10 protein-coding genes and 5 pseudogenes are annotated in these 18447 nt (G+C 54.3%); 6 read left to right on the top strand and 9 right to left on the bottom strand.

The features are described from left to right. Positions 1-885 precede the first annotated feature (885 nt). From ATB1_RS16010 to ATB1_RS16000, 3 genes are all read left to right on the top strand, one after another. Positions 886-2007, top strand: coding sequence for an amidohydrolase family protein (locus ATB1_RS16010; protein ID WP_042665579.1), 1122 nt, complete (start codon positions 886-888; stop codon positions 2005-2007). Between the two features lie 2 nt (positions 2008-2009). Continuing rightward, on the top strand, positions 2010-2399 hold the full coding sequence (locus tag ATB1_RS16005) for a Rieske (2Fe-2S) protein (protein ID WP_042665576.1): 390 nt from the start codon (positions 2010-2012) through the stop codon (positions 2397-2399). A 61-nt stretch (positions 2400-2460) separates the two neighbouring features. Beyond that, entirely contained in the window at positions 2461-2877 is a 417-nt protein-coding gene (locus ATB1_RS16000) for a hypothetical protein (RefSeq protein ID WP_042665575.1), read from the top strand. Positions 2878-2971: 94 nt separating this feature from the next. On the opposite strand, the gene ATB1_RS23965 is transcribed toward ATB1_RS16000, so the two are convergent. From ATB1_RS23965 to ATB1_RS15985, 5 genes and pseudogenes are all read right to left on the bottom strand, one after another. After that, a complete protein-coding gene (locus ATB1_RS23965) occupies positions 2972-4891 on the bottom strand; it encodes an anaerobic glycerol-3-phosphate dehydrogenase subunit C (protein WP_198526129.1) in 1920 nt (639 codons plus the stop codon). A 47-nt stretch (positions 4892-4938) separates the two neighbouring features. Beyond that, positions 4939-5829 (bottom strand): annotated as a pseudogene (locus tag ATB1_RS24435) (FAD-binding oxidoreductase); the annotation flags it as partial. 302 nt (positions 5830-6131) lie between these two features. Then, a pseudogene (locus tag ATB1_RS22525) lies at positions 6132-6398 on the bottom strand (aldehyde dehydrogenase family protein); the annotation flags it as partial. A gap of 108 nt (positions 6399-6506) precedes the next feature. Further along, positions 6507-8148, bottom strand: a pseudogene (locus ATB1_RS15990) (thiamine pyrophosphate-binding protein). Between the two features lie 369 nt (positions 8149-8517). Then, complete coding sequence (locus ATB1_RS15985; RefSeq protein WP_042665573.1) at positions 8518-9321, bottom strand: IclR family transcriptional regulator; 804 nt, start codon at positions 9319-9321, stop codon at positions 8518-8520. 153 nt (positions 9322-9474) lie between these two features. Between ATB1_RS15985 and ATB1_RS23505 the strand changes: the two are divergent. Continuing rightward, positions 9475-9584, top strand: a pseudogene (locus ATB1_RS23505) (IS5/IS1182 family transposase); the annotation flags it as partial. A gap of 201 nt (positions 9585-9785) precedes the next feature. Here ATB1_RS23505 and ATB1_RS21770 read toward each other — a convergent pair. From ATB1_RS21770 to ATB1_RS15970, 3 genes and pseudogenes are all read right to left on the bottom strand, one after another. Beyond that, positions 9786-9929, bottom strand: a pseudogene (locus ATB1_RS21770) (ISH3 family transposase); the annotation flags it as partial. 679 nt (positions 9930-10608) lie between these two features. Further along, positions 10609-12771, bottom strand: a complete 2163-nt coding sequence (locus ATB1_RS15975) for a histidine kinase N-terminal 7TM domain-containing protein (protein WP_042665570.1) — start codon at positions 12769-12771, stop codon at positions 10609-10611. 285 nt (positions 12772-13056) lie between these two features. Further along, positions 13057-15042, bottom strand: coding sequence for an ABC transporter substrate-binding protein (locus ATB1_RS15970; RefSeq protein WP_042665568.1), 1986 nt, complete (start codon positions 15040-15042; stop codon positions 13057-13059). Positions 15043-15364: 322 nt separating this feature from the next. Here ATB1_RS15970 and ATB1_RS21765 point away from each other — a divergent pair, with 322 nt between their 5' ends. Continuing rightward, a complete protein-coding gene (locus ATB1_RS21765) occupies positions 15365-16861 on the top strand; it encodes a DUF6517 family protein (protein ID WP_128081492.1) in 1497 nt (498 codons plus the stop codon). A 95-nt stretch (positions 16862-16956) separates the two neighbouring features. Next, complete coding sequence (locus ATB1_RS15960) at positions 16957-17304, top strand: hypothetical protein (RefSeq protein ID WP_128081491.1); 348 nt, start codon at positions 16957-16959, stop codon at positions 17302-17304. An 866-nt stretch (positions 17305-18170) separates the two neighbouring features. On the opposite strand, the gene ATB1_RS22520 is transcribed toward ATB1_RS15960, so the two are convergent. Beyond that, positions 18171-18323, bottom strand: a complete 153-nt coding sequence (locus tag ATB1_RS22520; RefSeq protein WP_206742063.1) for a hypothetical protein — start codon at positions 18321-18323, stop codon at positions 18171-18173. Positions 18324-18447: the final 124 nt, after the last annotated feature.

Here is an 18447-nt window from a genome sequence, read left to right as displayed (position 1 = left end):
GATCGAGTCATCCGCTTAATCACTTGGCTGGTTAATTCCTTCCACCCATGGACACTGAGGGCAACAACACGTCGACTGGAGAGTAACCGTCTGATGACCGCATACTGGGCATTGAGTGGTTTTACTGCTCGCCATATCTCACCTCGTGGTATCGGGTCCTCCATAATAAACTCGTGTGCATATCAGCATATTTGGGTGACTAGCAAGGTTTAGCCGAATGATTCGCCAGGGATCAATTGTGCCTTGTGATCAGATGGCACGTTCGAAGATAACAAACATCTGGGTGCCATGGTTCTAACTCAAAACAATAACTCCTTCTACATATAAATTACAGAAATAGGGCTGTAATAGCCCTGGATATTTTGTTCGGGGGCTGACTTTTCTCACTCCTAAGACCGGAAACGCAACTAGAGAACCCTGCTACGGCAATTGGGTCGTTCAACGAGAGTCGTATCACAACCCGCTCTATCGCACATAGCCACTCTTGAGTTGCCAGTTGGGTCATGACCAATGGTACCACAAATCGTGTTTGTGATGTTCGAACATACTTTAGTGCAGCTTTCTCCGGAATCACACCGTTGCTCATGCGATCTACACCTGTAATTGAGGGGTGACAGAACGAGTTGAGATTGGTGCATCGACAACACGGATTTTGTCTGACCGGGTGTGTTCCCAAATTCGTTTGTGTACCTCGAACAGGGTCATTGACTGGCTCTCGTAACCCCTTCCGTTTCATGTAGCAAGGATTGTCTGGAGTTACTTGTGCATAGTCTATTATTGCACTAAGAAATCTAATTAATTCAGAGATTTCATAACCGAACCACAATAGCTTGACCAGTCTATCACGGAAATGCTTATGTATCACCATTACTAATGAAATTCTTGATGAGTCAGTCTACAGCCGATAGTGGACGGATCTCCTCGATTGACGACCTCGATGTCATCGTTGACACCGATTTCCACCTCACGGAACGTCAAGAGGATATCTTCCCGTACCTGGAAAGCCCGTTCGACGAAATGCTGAATAGCCAACGGTCCGGGGACGATTATGGGTACTTGGGTCAGGTCTACCCTTCGTCTGGGATGTTGTACTCCGTGACTATGGGTAAGGCCGACTCGGAATCAGTTCGAACCCCGGAAGACGTTCAGAAGGGGAAAGAACTCATTCAGTGGGACAAAGCTATTGCAACGCCGACCCAGAACCTCTACCTCGGGGCAGTTCACCATGACGACTTGGCTGCGGCGCTCGCGAATGCGTACAACAGCTGGCTCCTCGATAATATCGTTGACCGCGACAACGGTGTGTACGGTGCCGCAATAGTCGCTCCGCAAAAGCCTGACAAAGCTGCAGAAGAGATCGACCGAAGGGCTGACGAAAAAGGTATCGCCGCCGTCATGATTCCGAGTGGCTCGGTTGATCCGACCCTCGGAAACGAGATTTACGACCCGATTTACGACGCGTGTGAACGCGCGGGGCTCCCGCTGAAGATGCACAACGCTGCGGGGACGATGATGACTCGGTTCCCGTCGACCTGGAAGTCGATGAACCGGGCCCTTCCCGTTCACGCGACTGCACATAACATGATGCACCAGACAAACCTGGCAGATATGCTAACGCAGGGGGTTCCCGAGCGATACCCGGACCTCGAGTTTATCATCCAAGAATCGGGGCTCGGTTGGTACCCTTACTTCATGCGACGGATAGACCACGATTACATGGGCGCAAAGTGGGATGCACCAATGCTTGATAAGATGCCAAGCGAGTACCTCAGAGACCAGTTCTACCTCACTAGCCAGCCAGTTGAGGGAGCAGACGATCCGAACTATCTCAATCAGGTCACTCGCCTGTTCGAGGGCGAAAACAACCTCATGTTCTCGTCGGACTATCCCCACTTCGACTTCGATAACACGGATGCACTGTTGAAGATTCTCCGGTCGGAGTTCACTAGCGAAGAGATTCAGAACATCTACGGGAAGACCGCCGAGCGGGTGTACGCCTTCGATTAACCATGGGAACCAAAGACACATCAGAGCTGACGGCCGATCTCGATAACCTGCACCACGTCATTACCGCCGATGAATTAGATGAGGGGGAGCGTCTCGTTGTGGACATTCAGGGCCGTGAGATCGCTGTATTCCACTCGAACGGAGAGTTCCACGCTCTCTCGAACTACTGCGTGCACCAAGGCGGTCCAGCCTGTGAGGGCCAGCTAAGCGGTACGCTTGATGTTGATGAGGACGATGAACTGATCTGGTCTTGTGACAAAGAAATAGTTTCGTGTCCGTGGCACGGTTGGGAGTTCAATATCACGGACGGAAGCCACACTGCCAGCAATCACTACCGCTTACCGACGTACGACGTACACGTCGAAGACGGTGAACTCTACGTCAAGCTCTAACGGCCTGTAGAGCACTACCATCGCTGGTCACTCACCTCACGGCTCAAACCTCACTTCTTAGATGAGACACAATGACAACGATCCTCGACGTGATGAGGGTACTGAACGGTCAGTATGGGAAGATGACGAGGAGCTGTATCGAGACGTCGATACAGAACAGCTCCCCGGGTGGTGGGCTGACGCTATCGAAGAATTTCGGAACCACAACCTTCGCCCGTACAAGCCCCCACGGTTCGATGACGACATGATCGTACCGCCGGTGGTTCAGTACCTCGAATCCGTTCACAACATCACCATCCGATTCATGAATGTCAATATGCAGCATGGGGACGATTGGGGTATCTATTTTGATGGCACTCTCGTGTCAACAGTTAGCCGAGAACGGACGCCTGCAGCGTATTCGCGTTATGGCATCACCAGCGGTGAGTTCAAGCAACTCGTACACGATTACGTTACCGACGGCACGTCGAACGAGTAGGAACGCCGCGGATCGTGTACAATGTACTCTGCCGGGCGATCCTCTACACACCTCGTCCCACTATTCCAAGAAGCCATAGGCGAAACATCATCCTTTAGTTGAGTTGGTCTGCGAGTAACTCCAGCGGGTGGCTGGTGTCGATATCTCGGTCCGCAAGCTGCTGGCTACACGATGCACCCGTCGTGACGATATGGTCTGCATCCACCGCGTCAATCTTCGATTCGAGGTCGTCACCGATTGCCATCGACAGGTCGTAGTGCTCCACTTCGTACCCGAACGACCCTGCCATCCCACAGCAGGTGGCATCAAGTTGGAGTACTTCGTAACCGACCTCACGAAGCAACTCCACGGGTGCGCTGTCCCACCCTTTTGCCTTCGAGTGACAGTGACCGTGAAACGCCACTTTCACGTCTTCCTTGATCGAGAAGTCCACGTCGCCCGTTGCGATCTGTTCGGAGAGGAACTCCGGTACAGTCCGCGTTATTTCGGGCACCTGATTGGTCTCGTCGACGAGCTCACCGTACTCTTTGATTGCGCTTACACACGACGGTTCCACGCCGACGACGGGAATGTCGGCGTTCACGTACTCGTGAAGTACGTCGAGGTTTTTCTTAGCGAACGTTTCAGCCTTATCCACGAGACCTTGAGAGAGCGCGGCACGACCGCAACACGTCACGTCCGGAATCTCAACCGCGTATCCGAGTGACTCGATGATTCTCACTGCTGCCTTTCCGACTTCGGGGTGGTTGTACTCCATATAACAGTCTGAAAAGAGCGCGACCGTTCCAACAACCCCTGCCTTCGGATGCGGCTCATGGGCGGCGAACCACTGCTGGAATGATTCTCCCGCGAAATCAGGGAGGGTTCGGCGACGGTCAATCCCCGCCACTTTCTCGACTAATATTCGGACCGGTGTGGATTCCTTCGCCTTGTTGGCAATCGGAGCGAACAAACTTCCAAGCTGATTAAGTAGGCGAACGTTCCCGAATAGGCGGGCTCGAAACGGGACACCCACTTCCTCGTGTTTCTGGTGTTTCGCTTCCGTTTTCAACTTGGACATGTCCACCCCAGTCGGACATTCGGTCTCACACCCCTTACAGGAGATACAAAGGTCCAGTACATCGTTTTGGAACCAATCACTCGTGAGAGCCTCCCCACCGAGCTGACCGTTAATGGCTTCGCGAAGCATATTTGCCCGCCCACGGGTACTCATAATCTCGTCACCCGTTGCTCGATAGGTCGGGCACATGACGCCTCCATCTGACGTGCGGCACTTCGAACACCCGTTACACTGTTCAACCGCCGATGCGAACCCTTCTTCCTCGCTAAAGTCGAGCGCTGTCTCTACTGTTTCGGGGGTATAACCTTCATAACGCAGATCGGCGTCTACCTCGGGGAGTTCTCCATCAGTCGATGGGACAACGTTTCCGGGATTGAAGACGTCTTTCGGATCGAACGTCCGCTTCACCTCGTTAAATGCACCGTAGAGCGTCTCACTGTACATCTTCGAGAGGTGTTCGGACCGGAGCCGACCGTCTCCATGCTCCCCAGAGACACTACCGCCGACCGCTAGCACCTCTTCGTGTACCGCTTCGGAGACGGAGCGGAGACGTTTCCGGTCGGCTTCCTCTTTGAGATTCAAGAAAGGCTTGATGTGGAGGACCCCCTGTCCGGCGTGGCCAAAGACGCTCGCCTGTAGGTTATGTTCCCGAAGGATATCTCCAACCCGCTCGATGTATTCCGGAAGTTGAGTTGGCGGGACTGCGGCGTCTTCGATAAACGAGAGTGCCTGTTTGTCGCCTGGCTGTCGGTTCAACAGGGGATTCGATGCCTTCCGAACCGTCCAGAGAAGGTCCTGCTCGCTGTCGTCGATCGCCTTCTCGACGCCCACGGCTGCCTCTGTCCATGCCGCTTCGACCACGTCGTCCAGATCAGATTCCTGTTCGGCGTACGTGCTTTCGACTTCGACGAGCAGTGCGGCCCCGGCGTCCCCGGTATTAAATCGAGTTCCCACGCGTCGCGCGCGTAGTCAAGAACCATACTATCCATTAATTCGACCGCACTGGGGTCCGACTCTCGAACCGAAGCGACTGCCGTCGCGGCGTCAGTGATGCTATGGTAGAAGACGAGTGCAGCGGCCCGCGTTTCCGGACGGGGTGTTAGTTCGAGCGTTACTTCTGTAATGACTCCGAGTGTTCCCTCACACCCGGCGAATAGTTTCGACAGATCGATCCACGACCCGTCCGGTGAGGTGCTGCTTTCTAGGTCGTACCCGCTGGAGTTACGCTCCAAATCGGGATACTCGGTTTCAATCTGTTCAGCGTACTCACACCCGATTCTGCGAACAGTTCTGTGGACTTCGCCGACCATGTCGTCCCGCTCGCAAACGGCGTCTAGCCCGTCGCCCTCCCGTCGACGGAACTTGGCGACCGTTCCGTCAGAAAGGACACTGGTTACTCGACGTAAATTGTCGCGCGTAGTTCCATGTTTAATTGAGTGTGCTCCTGCGGCGTTATTCGCGACCATTCCACCGATGGTACACGTACTGGAGGTCGATGGATCCGGTGCAAAGTACAGGCCGTACCGTTCCAACAGCGCGTTCAAGTCATCGAGAACGACACCCGGTTGTACCGTCGCTGTCATCTCATCTGGGTCAATGTCGACTACCTCACTGAGATGCCTCGAACAGTCTACGATGAGGCCTCTCCCAATCGCATTCCCAGTAAGACTTGAGCCAGCACCACGCGCGGTGATACTCACGTCGTATTCTCGAGCAAACGCAACCACGTGTCGAATATCGTCCTGACTCTTTGGATAGACCACGCCTGCCGGGCGCACCTGGTAGATACTTGCATCCGTTGAATAGAGTGCTCGCGTGGTTTCATTGAAGTCGACTTCGCCATCTAATTCGCGACGAAGTGAAGATAGCACTACTTCTTTGTCACTAATCATAACCGTGTGGTTGATGGACACACTACATATTTATACTTTTCCTCGGTCGGTGTTGTCTCGGTAGAATTGACTAAGAAAACGCGAAATCGCTCGTCTTTTACTCAGTGCTCAGACGAAGCCGAACTCTCTTCTAGCCAACTGATTAATAATATGTGTCGTGGAAGGCATATCGAGTGTCGGATAAAATCGGTTAGCGTTCAATCGAGTTTCTCTAGTTTTTGTCTCCTCGTCAGACCACTTGTAATGTGTCTCCTCGATATCGTGAAGGTTGTCGACGCACTCGTTGTACCGTTCCCGAGCGATTAACTCGTAGGGTCATCGGGATGCGCCTCGATCACTTCACGTGCAGAGGGGTAGCCGTTGCCGGATTTCCACCCCCGCCGAATGGCAGCTGAACTTCGACCCCGATACAGGGAGAGGTTCGCATACGCAAGGCCGATTTCGACGTTGTCTCTGAAGTAGTTAAACTGTTGGTAGTCCTCAGAGATAATTGCGCCGGAAAGGCCATAGTCACAACCGTTGTGAATCTCAAGCGCAGTCTCGATACCACCAGAGTACGAAACCAACGCAACGTGTGGACCGAGTCAGATTACGGACTGGCGATTCGCGACTGACGACGCACGCATCAAACTGTGGAGGCTCTCTCCTGTCTCAGTTATTGATTGAAGCAACACTAGTTAGTCTTGCATCCAAGTCGATGCTTGCGGCTCCGCGGGGTCGGTTTTCGTCTCAATAAGTATTGGTTCGTCTGAACACACGGCTTCTGAGACTGCTTCGTCAATCTCTTCTGGGGTATTGGCTTTGAGACTACGCATACCCATCCCTTCAGCGATAGTTGAGAAATCGAGTGGTGCATGGTTCCACCCGTACTCTTGCATCTGCAGCTCGTAGCTCCGACCAGCTTCTTCGCTAATAATGGCGTAATCGGCGTTGTTCAGGACAATTACTATGACGGGAATGCCCTCCGAAACGGCGGTGTGGAGTTCATGAATGCACATCATGAGTCCGCCATCGCCAGTGATACTAACGACCGGTGTATCCGGGTTTGCTAACTTAGCGCCGATTGCTGACGGAAGTCCCGTTCCCATCGTAGCCCACGACCCAGGATTGACGTACTTTCGTGGGCCAGCAGCGTCAAATGCGTTGAGTGCCCACACTTTCGATCCACCGGCGTCAAAAGTAGCGATTGTGTCGTCCGGGAGCGCCTCTCGAATCGCACGAAGTGCTTCGACGGATGTGAGCGGCGTGGTGGAATCAATGAGGCTCAGGAGTCGGTCTTCTGTCTGTGATTTCACCTGCGTGGCACGAGAGTAGTCGCCGGACGACTCTACCCCGCACCTACTGAGCTCTGTGGACAATTCGATGAGTGACTTGCGTGCGTCCGCGATGATGCCAACAGTTGGTTTATATCCCGTCCCAAGGTCGTCGGCGTGAAGCGTAATGTGAATTAACGACTCAGGAATATTGATAGACCATCCTCGTGTTGCGAGCGCGTCTAAATCGGTCCCAACAGCCAACCCGACGTCTGACTCGGCAAGGCAGTCAAGTAGCTCAGAGCTGGCGCTGCCACCTAACGCACCAATACAGAGGTCGTGATCACTTGGTATCACTCCTTTCCCTTTGTACGTTGTCACAACGGGTGCATCAAGCTGTTCTGCAACGGCACGGAGTTCTTCTGATGCTCCGGAAGAACGAACACCTCCTCCGGCAATGATGATAGGGCGCTCCGACTCGGCAAGTAACCCCGCGGCACGTTCGATGTCTTTCTTCGCTGGTGAGTAGTCTGGGGATGTGCTGCTTAAACTAGGCTCTGCGAGCGGAACTTCCTGCGGAAGGAAGTCTTTCGGGAGTCCCGAGACGAACCGGACCTTTCGGGGGGGTTCGCGCAATCGTAATCGCACGCTGGAGATCGACAAGCGTTGACTCTGGGTTTTTCACCACGATATTTTCTTTGACCGCATTGTCGTACGTGTCTGGTGGTGTCTCGTGGATTGCGTCACCTCCACGAAGCTCCGGTTCAGTTTCTATCGCGATATGTAGGAGTGGAGTGCAGTCGTTCAGTGCATTCTTTAGCCCGTTCATGGCGTTCATATCTCCGGGGCCAGGAATAACGACGGTTCCTGCCATTCGACCACTCGTCTCTGCGTACCCCCACGCTTGGTGAGTGACGGCAGTTTCATGCCGTGCAACTACGAAATCAAGGTTGTCGTTGTCATCAATTCCTTCGTTAAGCGGAAGTGATTGCTTCCCCGGGATACCGAAAACCGTGTCTATACCATTGTCTACGAGACAATCAATGACGGCTCTGCTCACACGCATACCTCGAATTAGGGACAGGGGGTCTTAAAAATAATGTCGAGTCGAGGTCTGGCCAGAAGAACCCAATATCTCACGGTGGCGTTCGAGAATCGTAGACGAGGTTTTAGCGATTTGAACTCTGATTTCCACTTCTATCCCAGCAGATGGTCATATTTCATGAGATGAGATCCGTTCGAACATTACAAACAACTTTGGGCGTATTTGGAACATTAATTTTTTATGATAGGTTCCACTTCGACCCGCAAAATCATCGATCAAAATGCGTATTTCGCAGCTACAATTACAGTAATAGTTGTGTAAAGTTTTAGTTGCTAATCAAAATGTGTCATTATGGGGCAATTTACAATATACTGATATTGGTACTGGCTGTTATTCTGAGCCGGGCGTGACCGGCCCCTTCTGTGTCTCTAACGCAACTTCAATGACGTTTGCAGTCTGCATAATCATCTCGGGATACTTCTTTTCGAAGGCGTCGTCGTCAATACGAGATGTGGGTGCAGAGATACTGATCGCACCAAGGACATCGTCGTTAGAATCTGTTACTGCAGTCCCGACTGACCGTGTACCCCGTATTTGCTCTCCGTCGTTGGTCGCATAACCCTGTTCACGGATCTGTGTAGCTACTTCAAAGAACTCGTCAATGTCCGTAATTGTATTTTCGGTGAGTTCCGGCATGCCATGTTCTGTTACTATCTTGTGAGCACGCTCTTCAGGCATGAACGCAAGTATCGCTTTGCCTGCGGCACTCCAGTGGAGATAGTCTGGATTTTCAAGGAGGTCACGATGGTATTCGTGAGCAATACCGTTTTTTCCTACTGAGGTGTGATAATACACTCCTTTACCAAACTGTTCTACCATTAGGTGCGTACTCTCCCCGGTTTCGTCTGCTAATCTTTCAAGCTCAGGTTTGCCGATATTGTAGAAATCAGACTGGTGTTTAACAAAGTTACCGAAGTTGTAAAATTTTGCACTAAGGTTGTACTCTTCATCTTCTTTAACAACTAATTCGGAGTCGTGGAGCGTCGCGAGGTGTGTGTACACGCCACTCTTCGAGAGGCCTACGTAGTTTGCTAGCTCTGTAACTCCTGCGCCGTTCAATTCTTTAATAGCATTTAGAATCTCACAAGCTCTTGTGACGGTTGATAGTGTCCTTGGTGATTTCTTCTCAGCCATGCCTTGTGTATTGATAGCGTTTCATTTAATCGTTTGTGTTGTTCGAACAGCATTACCCAGACCAACTGACACTATTGTAAGCTTAACAAGAGTGACGCCGACATAGATTGCGTGGACGAGACCGGCTGTCAAAGTCAACGGCGAGTACACCTCTCCCGGGGCCGCGTTCACGCACGAGTGCAGGTGTTTCTGGCGCTGTGTCTTCGCCTCGTCATCAACTACGAACGAGGAGATAATCCAGAAGTACTGTAATCATGGTCTGAGAAATCTTCTCTGATGTCCTTCCGGGATACCAACTACGTGTAGACCACGCGTGGAAAGGCAACTATAAGACAACAAGTAAACAGGTCACCAACGCTAAACCTACGTCAACGTGCAGGTCGAAACGTGACCCGAACCGAACCACGTCAAAGATGTCCACAACGGGCCACCAAAGCGGTGAAGCGCGTCGCCACGTATTTTTAGTGCAAATACCGCCAGACGTTCTGTAACAGCAAGCTTACCACGACGTACAGCAGCCGTACGACCGGATTCTGTGTCGGAGTCGTCGCAATACTTTCCTCGGAGAGTCGATAGCTCGCCTCGATACCGAAGCGTTTCGCGTAGTGTATCAAGTGTCTCTAGTTGATTTAGTGCGGAGATGGTAGAGAACCAAGCTTTTGTGAGGGTGCACCTTCGCTAGGAACTTGTAGATGTCTTCAGCATCGAGTGCGGCGTTTTTCAGGAATGTGAGAGCAATTCCTCGTCAAGAGTGTTGACGAGGAAGTTAAGCAGCTGGTCCTCGGATTTTACCTTAGTAATCAGACGTCTCAACTAACCGGCTTTGTGATGTACTGAGTCTAACCCAATAGAAAAACAGTACCAAAATCACCTATCCTCCGAAACTGTGGATCTTCCACAACCTCGGAGTTTGGGTTCTGTTGCGTGTCTTATTTTCACATGGTTTGTGTTTGATTAGGCCCTCGTCTCGTGATTTCCGAGTTCGTCACGGTGAGAAAGCGTGGAACGGTTTTCTGGGAGATCTGAAATCAAAACAGATAGACTGCGCCTATTTCTCGTTGTTGTGCTTGAATAGAAGGCACGCAACACTTCCATCCTCCGAAACTGGGATCTTCAGGAGACGAAAGTTAATATAGCGATATGTGGTATATCCCGACTCGCCCTGCATGTGTGGCGTTTTTACTGACAAACACTAGGCAAAGAGATGAAATCGCACGCGCTGGTGGGAGCTAAAGCCAAAACCAGATACCAGATTTATACGGCCGATAGGCCAATACCGTGCCGAGCCTACTCACCAAAGAACGTACTCAACAGCCTGTTTTCGGCTTTCCTGAGGTGGCCGTGAAGGGTGGCCGAAGAGATGTCCAAGGACGCAGCAACTTCTTCTGCGGTGGAGTCACGTGGCCAATCGAAGTAGCCAGCGCGAAAGGCAGCTTCAAGTGCCTCTCGTTGACGGTCGGTCATGTCTGTCTCGCTTGGTATCGCGTCATGATCGCTCGGTTCTACGTCACGCTTTGCCAGGAGCTCAGTCGCAGGGAACTCGTCTTGCACCCGTTCGACGACGGCACGGACGTTCGTTCCCGGAGAGAGTTCGACCGTCATTTGACAGCGACCGTCAGTCGCGGTCGCCGTCCGGACATTCGCCCCATATTCGACGAACGAATGAGCAAGTGTCCCGTGGCTTGCTTGCACCTCGAGTGTGGTTCCGGAATCAGTCGACAGTTGGCGGACATCCAAGACGCCGCGGTGTGCTTTCGCTTCGTCGATGCCGGCGTCGATTTCTTCGGTACTGAGATAGGCAGTCAAGTCGCCGTTTCGAGCAGGGATGAGCCCATCGAGAACCCATTCTGTATCGGTGCTACTCGACAACGCGACGAGCAGCGCATCCGAATCGGTCGACTGGATGTCAATCTCGATTCGTGTGTCGGAAACCAGTAAATGAGTCCGTTCGATAGAGGTGAGCGCATGTCCGATCGTCTCACCAAGTTCGTCAAGCACATCGAGTTCCCGTTCGCCGAAGCCAGTCTCACGGGTTGTATGTAGTGCAATCGCACCGTAGACGGTCTGTCCGTACACGAGTGGGATCGAGGTCCAATTGCCTCCGTCGGCCAACCCGGAGTGGTCTGGCATGTCTTCGTCGACCGAGTCGATTGTATCGATTGCCTTGAGCACCGGCAGCCGATCCTCCGACTCGACAGCGCTCGGCTTGGTATCATCAACTCTCATTCGAACAGGTGGGCCGGTCGTTGCAGACGTACTGAACCAGACGTCGTCATACAACTCAGGCGTGGCGAGCGTTTCCACGACCGCCCACTGGAGTTCCTCGACGGTGGTCGAGCTGACCAATACCTGGTTCACGTTTCGGATGACTGTGTTGATACCTTCGAGTTGCTGAAAGCGGTCTCGTTGGGCGCGAAGTTCCTCTTCACGACGTATCCGTTCTGTGACGTCGTACAGTAAGACGGTGTAGCCGACTGGTTCGTCTCGCTGGTCTCGTATCGGAGCGGTTTCGACTTCGTAGGTTCTTCCATTGAGAGAGAGTTCGGCGAGTCGGTCTGTCGTGGTGAAATCTAGTTCGTCGGTGTCAATGAGACTGCCGATTTGGCCACCGAGTATTTCGTCATCTACACAATCAAGAATGTCACTTGCCGCTGGATTGAGATAGAGAATATTCCGTTCTGGATCGACGATGACGACCCCATCTTTGAGATCAACCAAAGCCTCCTGTCTGCCGAGTTGACGGGTTGCAGGCAACAATTCAAACAACCGATATCGAAAGAGTGCGTTTCCGAATGCGATACCAGTAATTGTGAATCCGTAGGGTGTGAGATCCATACCCGGGAGCGGGGTAATCCCAAACACCGAGAGCGCGTTACCAGCAAGCGGTGCGAGGATACCGAGGACGACCAATATGGTCTGGTCAAGATAGAGGTATTGTGAAAATGTCACCAGTCTAATGAGCAAAATGAAGCCAATAATCAAGAGCGAGTACGCATACACGAAGTAAATCCAGAATCCAATGCCGAAGTCCTGTGAGAGCGTGACGATTCCACCCGTATGGGTCTGAACAGGATCAGTCCACATGATTCCGTGTGCCGGGTTCGTCCAGATCAGGATGACCGAAAGGACAGGAAGCACGAAATAGAGCGGAATCGTTCGCCGGGAGAGAACCCACTCGTACCCGGTGAACCGGGCGATGAAAAAGAAAAAGAAGATTGGAGCGACCGTAATCGGGGCCCACTGGACCCGCTCCCAGAACAGGTGACTCGCTCCCGTCTGTGAAAGGGCGAGGATCTCTGTCGCTGTCCACGCTGTGACAGCCACCATCGCCGCTGAGAGCGACCTCGCACCGGGAACGTCGCGGTGACGCCACGCATTTCCTGCGAGTCCACCCGTAACGAGCGCTGCGAGTGATAACAGGAGTACGTGGAACAGCCCCGGGCCGAGCATAGCGGTAAGATATTCCTGTTGTTATATTAAACATTGGTTGGTGTCGTGAACTCAGTCGGACACCCAGACCGATTCTAGCATACCGACTCCCAAGGCGCTAGACGCCATCAGAACGAAGAACAATCAAAGGCCACGTGGCCCGACTCCAGATAATCACTACCAGGTAGTCAACCAGGTTCCGGCTAACAACAGCAGGCGTTCCACGGGTCTCCTGACCCGTGGTCGTTTACTCAATTTGACGTATTTCGGTGCCACACCACTCGAGTAAGCAATCCCGACGTGGTGTTAGTCTCCCTTGACGACGGTGTTGTACTCCTGATAGCTACTCCCGAGTCCGCCAAAGGGTTCGACATCGATGCCGTCGTACGAGAACCGCTCGTCGACTGGGTGGTACAACGGAAGAAGGGCGACGTCGTCCCAGTTCGCCTCCTCCATGGTGACGTACGCACGCTCCCGAATCTGGCGCGCCTGGTCTGTCGACTCCATGTTTGCCTCGATACGTTGCCAGGCTGCCTCCGCATCGGCACTCGCCGTCGTGCCGCTCCAGTCGAGGTAAAACCCATCAGTAGACCCGTTCGTCTGGGTCGCCGGCGGGTTGAGGTTCTTCAGGAAGTCGATCGGGCTGGGGTACGACGCGATCCACCCTAGGACGTAGGCATCGAGGGTACCGTTTCGCCCCCGATTGATGAGTGTGCCGAACGGGATCTCTTCGTACTGGAGGTCGATGTGGGCGGTACCGAGCAAGTCCTGAAGCAACTGGCCGATTCGCTCGTTCGTCGGTGACTGGTAGGACGTCAGTGTGAACTCGTACTGATTGCTCGCACTAAACCCCGCGCCTTCCATCATCTGACGAGCCTTCGCAAGTTCGCTCGAATCGTAGCTGTAGGGGTATTCGTTGTCAGCGTGGGACGTGTAGTCCTCGTTCGGGTAGAGTGGCGGAGGTGTGAGGTGGGCTGCGGGCTCGGCGCGGCCTTTCAGGATTTGGTTGACGACCGTCTGCTGATTCAGCGCGTATGCCATCGCCTTGCGTGCCGAGTTGTGCACGTTGCCGGTATTGAACGCGATGTAGAACGATTGAGCCAACGGTGCCGAGAGATACGAGACTGTCTCGCCGTTGTCCATCGGACCGTACGCTCCGAACTGTCGACCGCTGGCGTCTGTCTTCGAAATCCGAACCTTCTGTGGGTCGTACTCGTCGTCCGGCACAGTCACGAAGTCTGCATTTCGACTTTGCCCGTAGTTGTATGCGGTTGTCGAATCAGAGATGCCCGTCCAGCGGATTCCATCGAGATCCGGAGCAGCCCCGTGATAGTCGGCGAACCGCGAGACTGCAACTTCGTCGTTCGTATTCCAGTACTCAAAGACGAAGGGGCCGCTCCCGATGGGGTTTTCTGCGAATGCCTGGTGGGACATCCGCCCGACGTAGCCATCGATATCGCCGACGATACCCTCTGGAATCGGGGCGAAGGCCGGGTTCGCGAGTATTTCGAGTGTCGCGGGCATCGGTTCCGCCAGTCTGAACCTGAATGTGTGGTCGTCAACTGCTCGAACAGCCATCGAGCCCGGGTCGTATCCGTCGCTAGTGGTGTCGTGTTCGATACCGAGATACTCGAGGGGATCATACGCCCTGCGAGAGTTGTCGGACGCTGCGAGTCGCTCCCACGAATAAACGACGTCCGAAGCGGTCACCGGCGAGCCATCGTGGAACGTCGCATCCTCACGGAGCGACAGCGTGTAGGTTCGACTGTCGCTCGAAACCGCAACGTCTGTCGCGAGTTGTAGTTCCGCTGTCGTCTCCCCATTCGGGAACGTGGTCAACCCATCGAAGAGATTCTCGATGACAGCGGTCGAAGCCGAATCGGTTGCGGCGATGGGGTCGAACGACGTGAAAGTCCCACTCGTCAGTTGGAGCGTTCCACCCGACCGCTGGGGGGCAGTAGTCGTCGTGGACGTTGTCGTTGGTGGAGTTGTCGTCGGAGTTGGTTTCGACGTCGTCGTTTGTGCCGTCGTCTGCGTCGCTGTCGGTGGCGTTGTGGTGGGCTGTGTTGTGGTCGCCGAATCTGTTGGCTCACCAGGTGTCGTTGTCTGCATCGGCATCCCAGTCGTCTCCGTCTCCGCTGAGTCGTCGTCATCGTCTCCAAATGCGACCTCGACGCCGCTATCGGTGGTTTTGATGGCACACCCCGATAGCCCCGTGACGGCCGCGGATGCACCAACAGCGGTCAAGAACCGTCGCCTCCCTAGTGACTGTGAACGATCCTTATCAGACATCGACCGTCTCCCTCGTCGTATTGGACCGTCCATGTCCAGATTGATTCACTCGCTCGAGTTGTCCGTCGAAACTGCAGCGAGCGGTTGTCCCGCGTGACCAGCAGCGTCGCGGTTGTGCTGGTTTCCTCACCGATATCCAGACGTTCATTCGCTCCTATGTATCGAGGTCCGCTACTTGGCATGCAACGCTACGTGTCTAGTGTCGCCCGCGTCCACCGCGATAAGCCCGTTTAGTTAGCAACGACATCGGCCAATGAAGTTCAGATGAGACACTAGACACGTAGCGTCAACAACCAAGCCGATTCTCTACTGCTGTTTTGACGTGTCGAACCTGAATACACTCCGGAGGCGCGACGTGCTCTGTGGCCTCTCGGCGCTGGGGGCGACGTCGCTTGCAGGGTGTACCGACGTGACACAACAGCAGTTCGAAGCGACTGCAGTCACGTTGCCACCAACCGATCAAGAAGGGCTGTTACTGAGTGAAACGCTACGTGATTCTGCGACCGTTTCTCGAACCGGTCCGAACGGGGACATCGAAGTCAGCGCCACGAGTCGCTTCGCGTCGTATAGTAGACAAAAGGGAGTCGCTGAGTACGGTGCAGTACGAACCGCAGTTGGCCAGTACACCAAGGACCTGAATGGTGGACACCTCAAGGATGGTGCGACGCTCACATCGGGTCGCGAGCTCGACTCAGAGACCCAGACAGTATCCGCCTTCGAGGAGGCGGTCGAAGTTGACCCGGCCGCGATTACCCTTTTCGCTCCCGCAGGATTGCGCGCTGGTGCGAGCGGAATGCCGATTTCGGCGTTCAGCGCTGCTGCTCTCGAACGAGAGACGATAACGCTTGGTGCACATGAGGGAGTGGCCGCGTTCGAAGTTCCTGGGAGAAACTTCTACCCAGGGAGCATGTGGCTGACTGATGCGGAATTGTATCCTGGAAGTATGTGGTATCCCGGGAGTATGTGGATCGCAGAGACTGGTTGGCATCCAGGAAAGACCTGGGTCCCCCAGTCGCAGACAGGAGGCTCCGGTTCTTCGAACGAAGCGGAGCCGACTACGGCTCCAACGCTCGTGTTCGTGCAAGACGGCCAGTCGTTCGCCGACGTCTTCGGGATGGACCTCGGTGCCCTCGGAGGCCGACCCGTCGAGCCCGGAGAGACATTCGACGCGACAAACGTGACTGTCGCAAGCGTTGGAAACTCGCTTTTCAACTGGGAGTTCCCCGACGGATACGGAGTGCTGTTCAAAGACGGTCGGCCAGCAGCGCTCGGTGGCGCAGTGTTCGATCTGTCTGTCCTCTCCACACCATCGGCGTCTGTCGCTGGCGTGGAAGCGAACCCAATCGTTTCGATGGATTCTGAAACGTTGTTGACCGACGATACCACTCGGACACTCCTCGGAAAAGCGGGGATTTCCGACACAGATGCTGTCCGATGGGTCGAAGAGCCCAAGCGACTCTCGCAAGATGGCTCTCTCGCGCTCGACGAAGCGATCGCGGACAACACCCCTGAGTCGTTGACGCCATCGGAACCAACGATAATCGACGAACAGACCACTATCGAGACGTACGCGGGCGTCGTGAGTGGCCACCATGGTCCGTGGGCTGTCGGCATACACGTCGCACGTGCGACGCCGGACGACCACGTGATGGCAATCGGTCTGCAGCGAGCACCGCTCGAAGCTGCGGGTGGGGTCGCTGACGGTGGGAACACGGACCCCCCGATACCATTCCCGATCATTAGCTGGAAAAATTGGTATCTCGACGCTCGCGCACTGATGGGTGTCGTCGTTCCACGGCTTCGCGAACAACGTGATTGACGACCGATGAACAGACACACACTCCCGAAGATGGCTGCGACGGTCGGTCTCGAACGGGTGAGAACGTCTGGTATCGTCGTGGGATGTGACCGGTGATGCCTCGAAGCTGGCAAATCGTTCTCCTGGGGTTCCTCGCCCAAGTAGGGATTGGTGGCGTGATGCTCGGGACGGAGATGACAGGCACGCCGGAGGACGCGAGTGCCATCATGCGCCTGTTTCTCGGCGGTGGCATCCTCGTCGTGACGATGGCCGCGTTCCTTGTGACACTTCCCTCGATCTACCTGCTGTATCGCGGTTCGTATCGACTCCTCGCGACATCGATCGTCGTCGTCGTCGGGGCGGTGTTCCTCGTCGGCAGCGTCGCATCCCCAATCGTCGCGGTCCTGCCCGCGTTTCTGTTCATCGGGACCATACTGTCGTGGCGTGAGAGGGGAACCACCTAAGCACGGCGGTCGATCGAGCTGCCGTGTCCGCGGCTCAGTTGGTATCTAGTCGATTCAACGGGTACACCCTTGGCCAAAACTAGTGGAATTCTACACCCCTGAGTTCGAGGGTGAACTGGATTATAGGCCCTACACCCATGGTCTACAGGGGTGTACACCCACGCCGATTTCCCGCAAGGGTGTACGCAGAGCGGAACCAACCGAGGGTGAAAACGAATCACTATAGACATGGTTTATTCGACAGTTCTCGATTTCTAATTCGCTTGTGTTTACCCACAGGAGTCCTGCTACTGCACGAATCTACTCCACATACGACACCGGCCAGTGGGAACATCACCGCCTGCGAAGGCTCACTAAACACAACGTCGATACGCTAATTCGCCAGTACACCCTCTTGTTGGTGGGGTGTATCGACCGAATCCGATTCGCGTCAACGCCGAAATTGGGCGGGTCGACGACTGCTCATAATGGACTTTTCGACGACCATTCATCTCGTGTAATGGCGCTCCTGAGCGTAGCCTGGGGCTTTTCGACGTGAAACACGGGTTGTGTATCTCGAATGGAGTGTGTGCTTTTGCTCGTTGATTTTGATGCCCCGATTGAATCGACGAGTAGATGCTGTACTCCCGGGAGATTTCGAGGGTGTACTTCGGTACTGTCGGACTCAGAGTTCCAACGAGGCTGGCTAGGGAAGGTAAGCTGGCTTTGCGTTCAGCTTTCGACGAGACGGTGCGATAGTACAAGCGTACGTGGTGAGTCTCCTCGAAGACCACGGACTCGAGGCGGTGACTCTCGGCCGAAGAATGAACGCGGCCACCGACAGACACCTCCCTAGCCGTTCGCGAAGCGAGAGACGGCAGACTGGGTCACGACTTGCGCGGATCCGGGTCGAATGCGTCTGTCTCGACCGACGAGGCACACAACACGCACCCGTCGTCCAGAATCCGCTCGCGGATGCCCGCGTCGACACACACCTCGACGCTGCACTTCGGGCAGTCGAAGACGAACTGACCTGGCACGGCGACCACTACCCGAAGCACAGACGCTGTCAGTATCTATCACACCCCATCATAGGGCGGGAATACATAGGCGAGTTACACGTCGAGAATCGTATCGAGAAGCTTCGACTGAGCGGCCGAAAGG

The organism is Haloferax sp. ATB1 (assembly GCF_000730175.1).
This window is presented reverse-complemented; position numbering and strand designations above follow the sequence as displayed.

Excerpts from the sequence above, each read along its gene's own strand:
- ATB1_RS16005 (WP_042665576.1), top strand. The coding sequence starts at position 2,010 with ATGGGAACCAAAGACACATCAGAGCTGACGGCCGATCTCGATAACCTG.
- ATB1_RS16000 (WP_042665575.1), top strand. The coding sequence starts at position 2,461 with ATGAGACACAATGACAACGATCCTCGACGTGATGAGGGTACTGAACGG.
- ATB1_RS15985 (WP_042665573.1), bottom strand. The coding sequence starts at position 9,321 with ATGGCTGAGAAGAAATCACCAAGGACACTATCAACCGTCACAAGAGCT.
- ATB1_RS15960 (WP_128081491.1), top strand. The coding sequence starts at position 16,957 with ATGCCTCGAAGCTGGCAAATCGTTCTCCTGGGGTTCCTCGCCCAAGTA.
- ATB1_RS15975 (WP_042665570.1), bottom strand. The coding sequence starts at position 12,771 with ATGCTCGGCCCGGGGCTGTTCCACGTACTCCTGTTATCACTCGCAGCG.
- ATB1_RS15970 (WP_042665568.1), bottom strand. The coding sequence starts at position 15,042 with ATGTCTGATAAGGATCGTTCACAGTCACTAGGGAGGCGACGGTTCTTG.
- ATB1_RS16010 (WP_042665579.1), top strand. The coding sequence starts at position 886 with ATGAGTCAGTCTACAGCCGATAGTGGACGGATCTCCTCGATTGACGAC.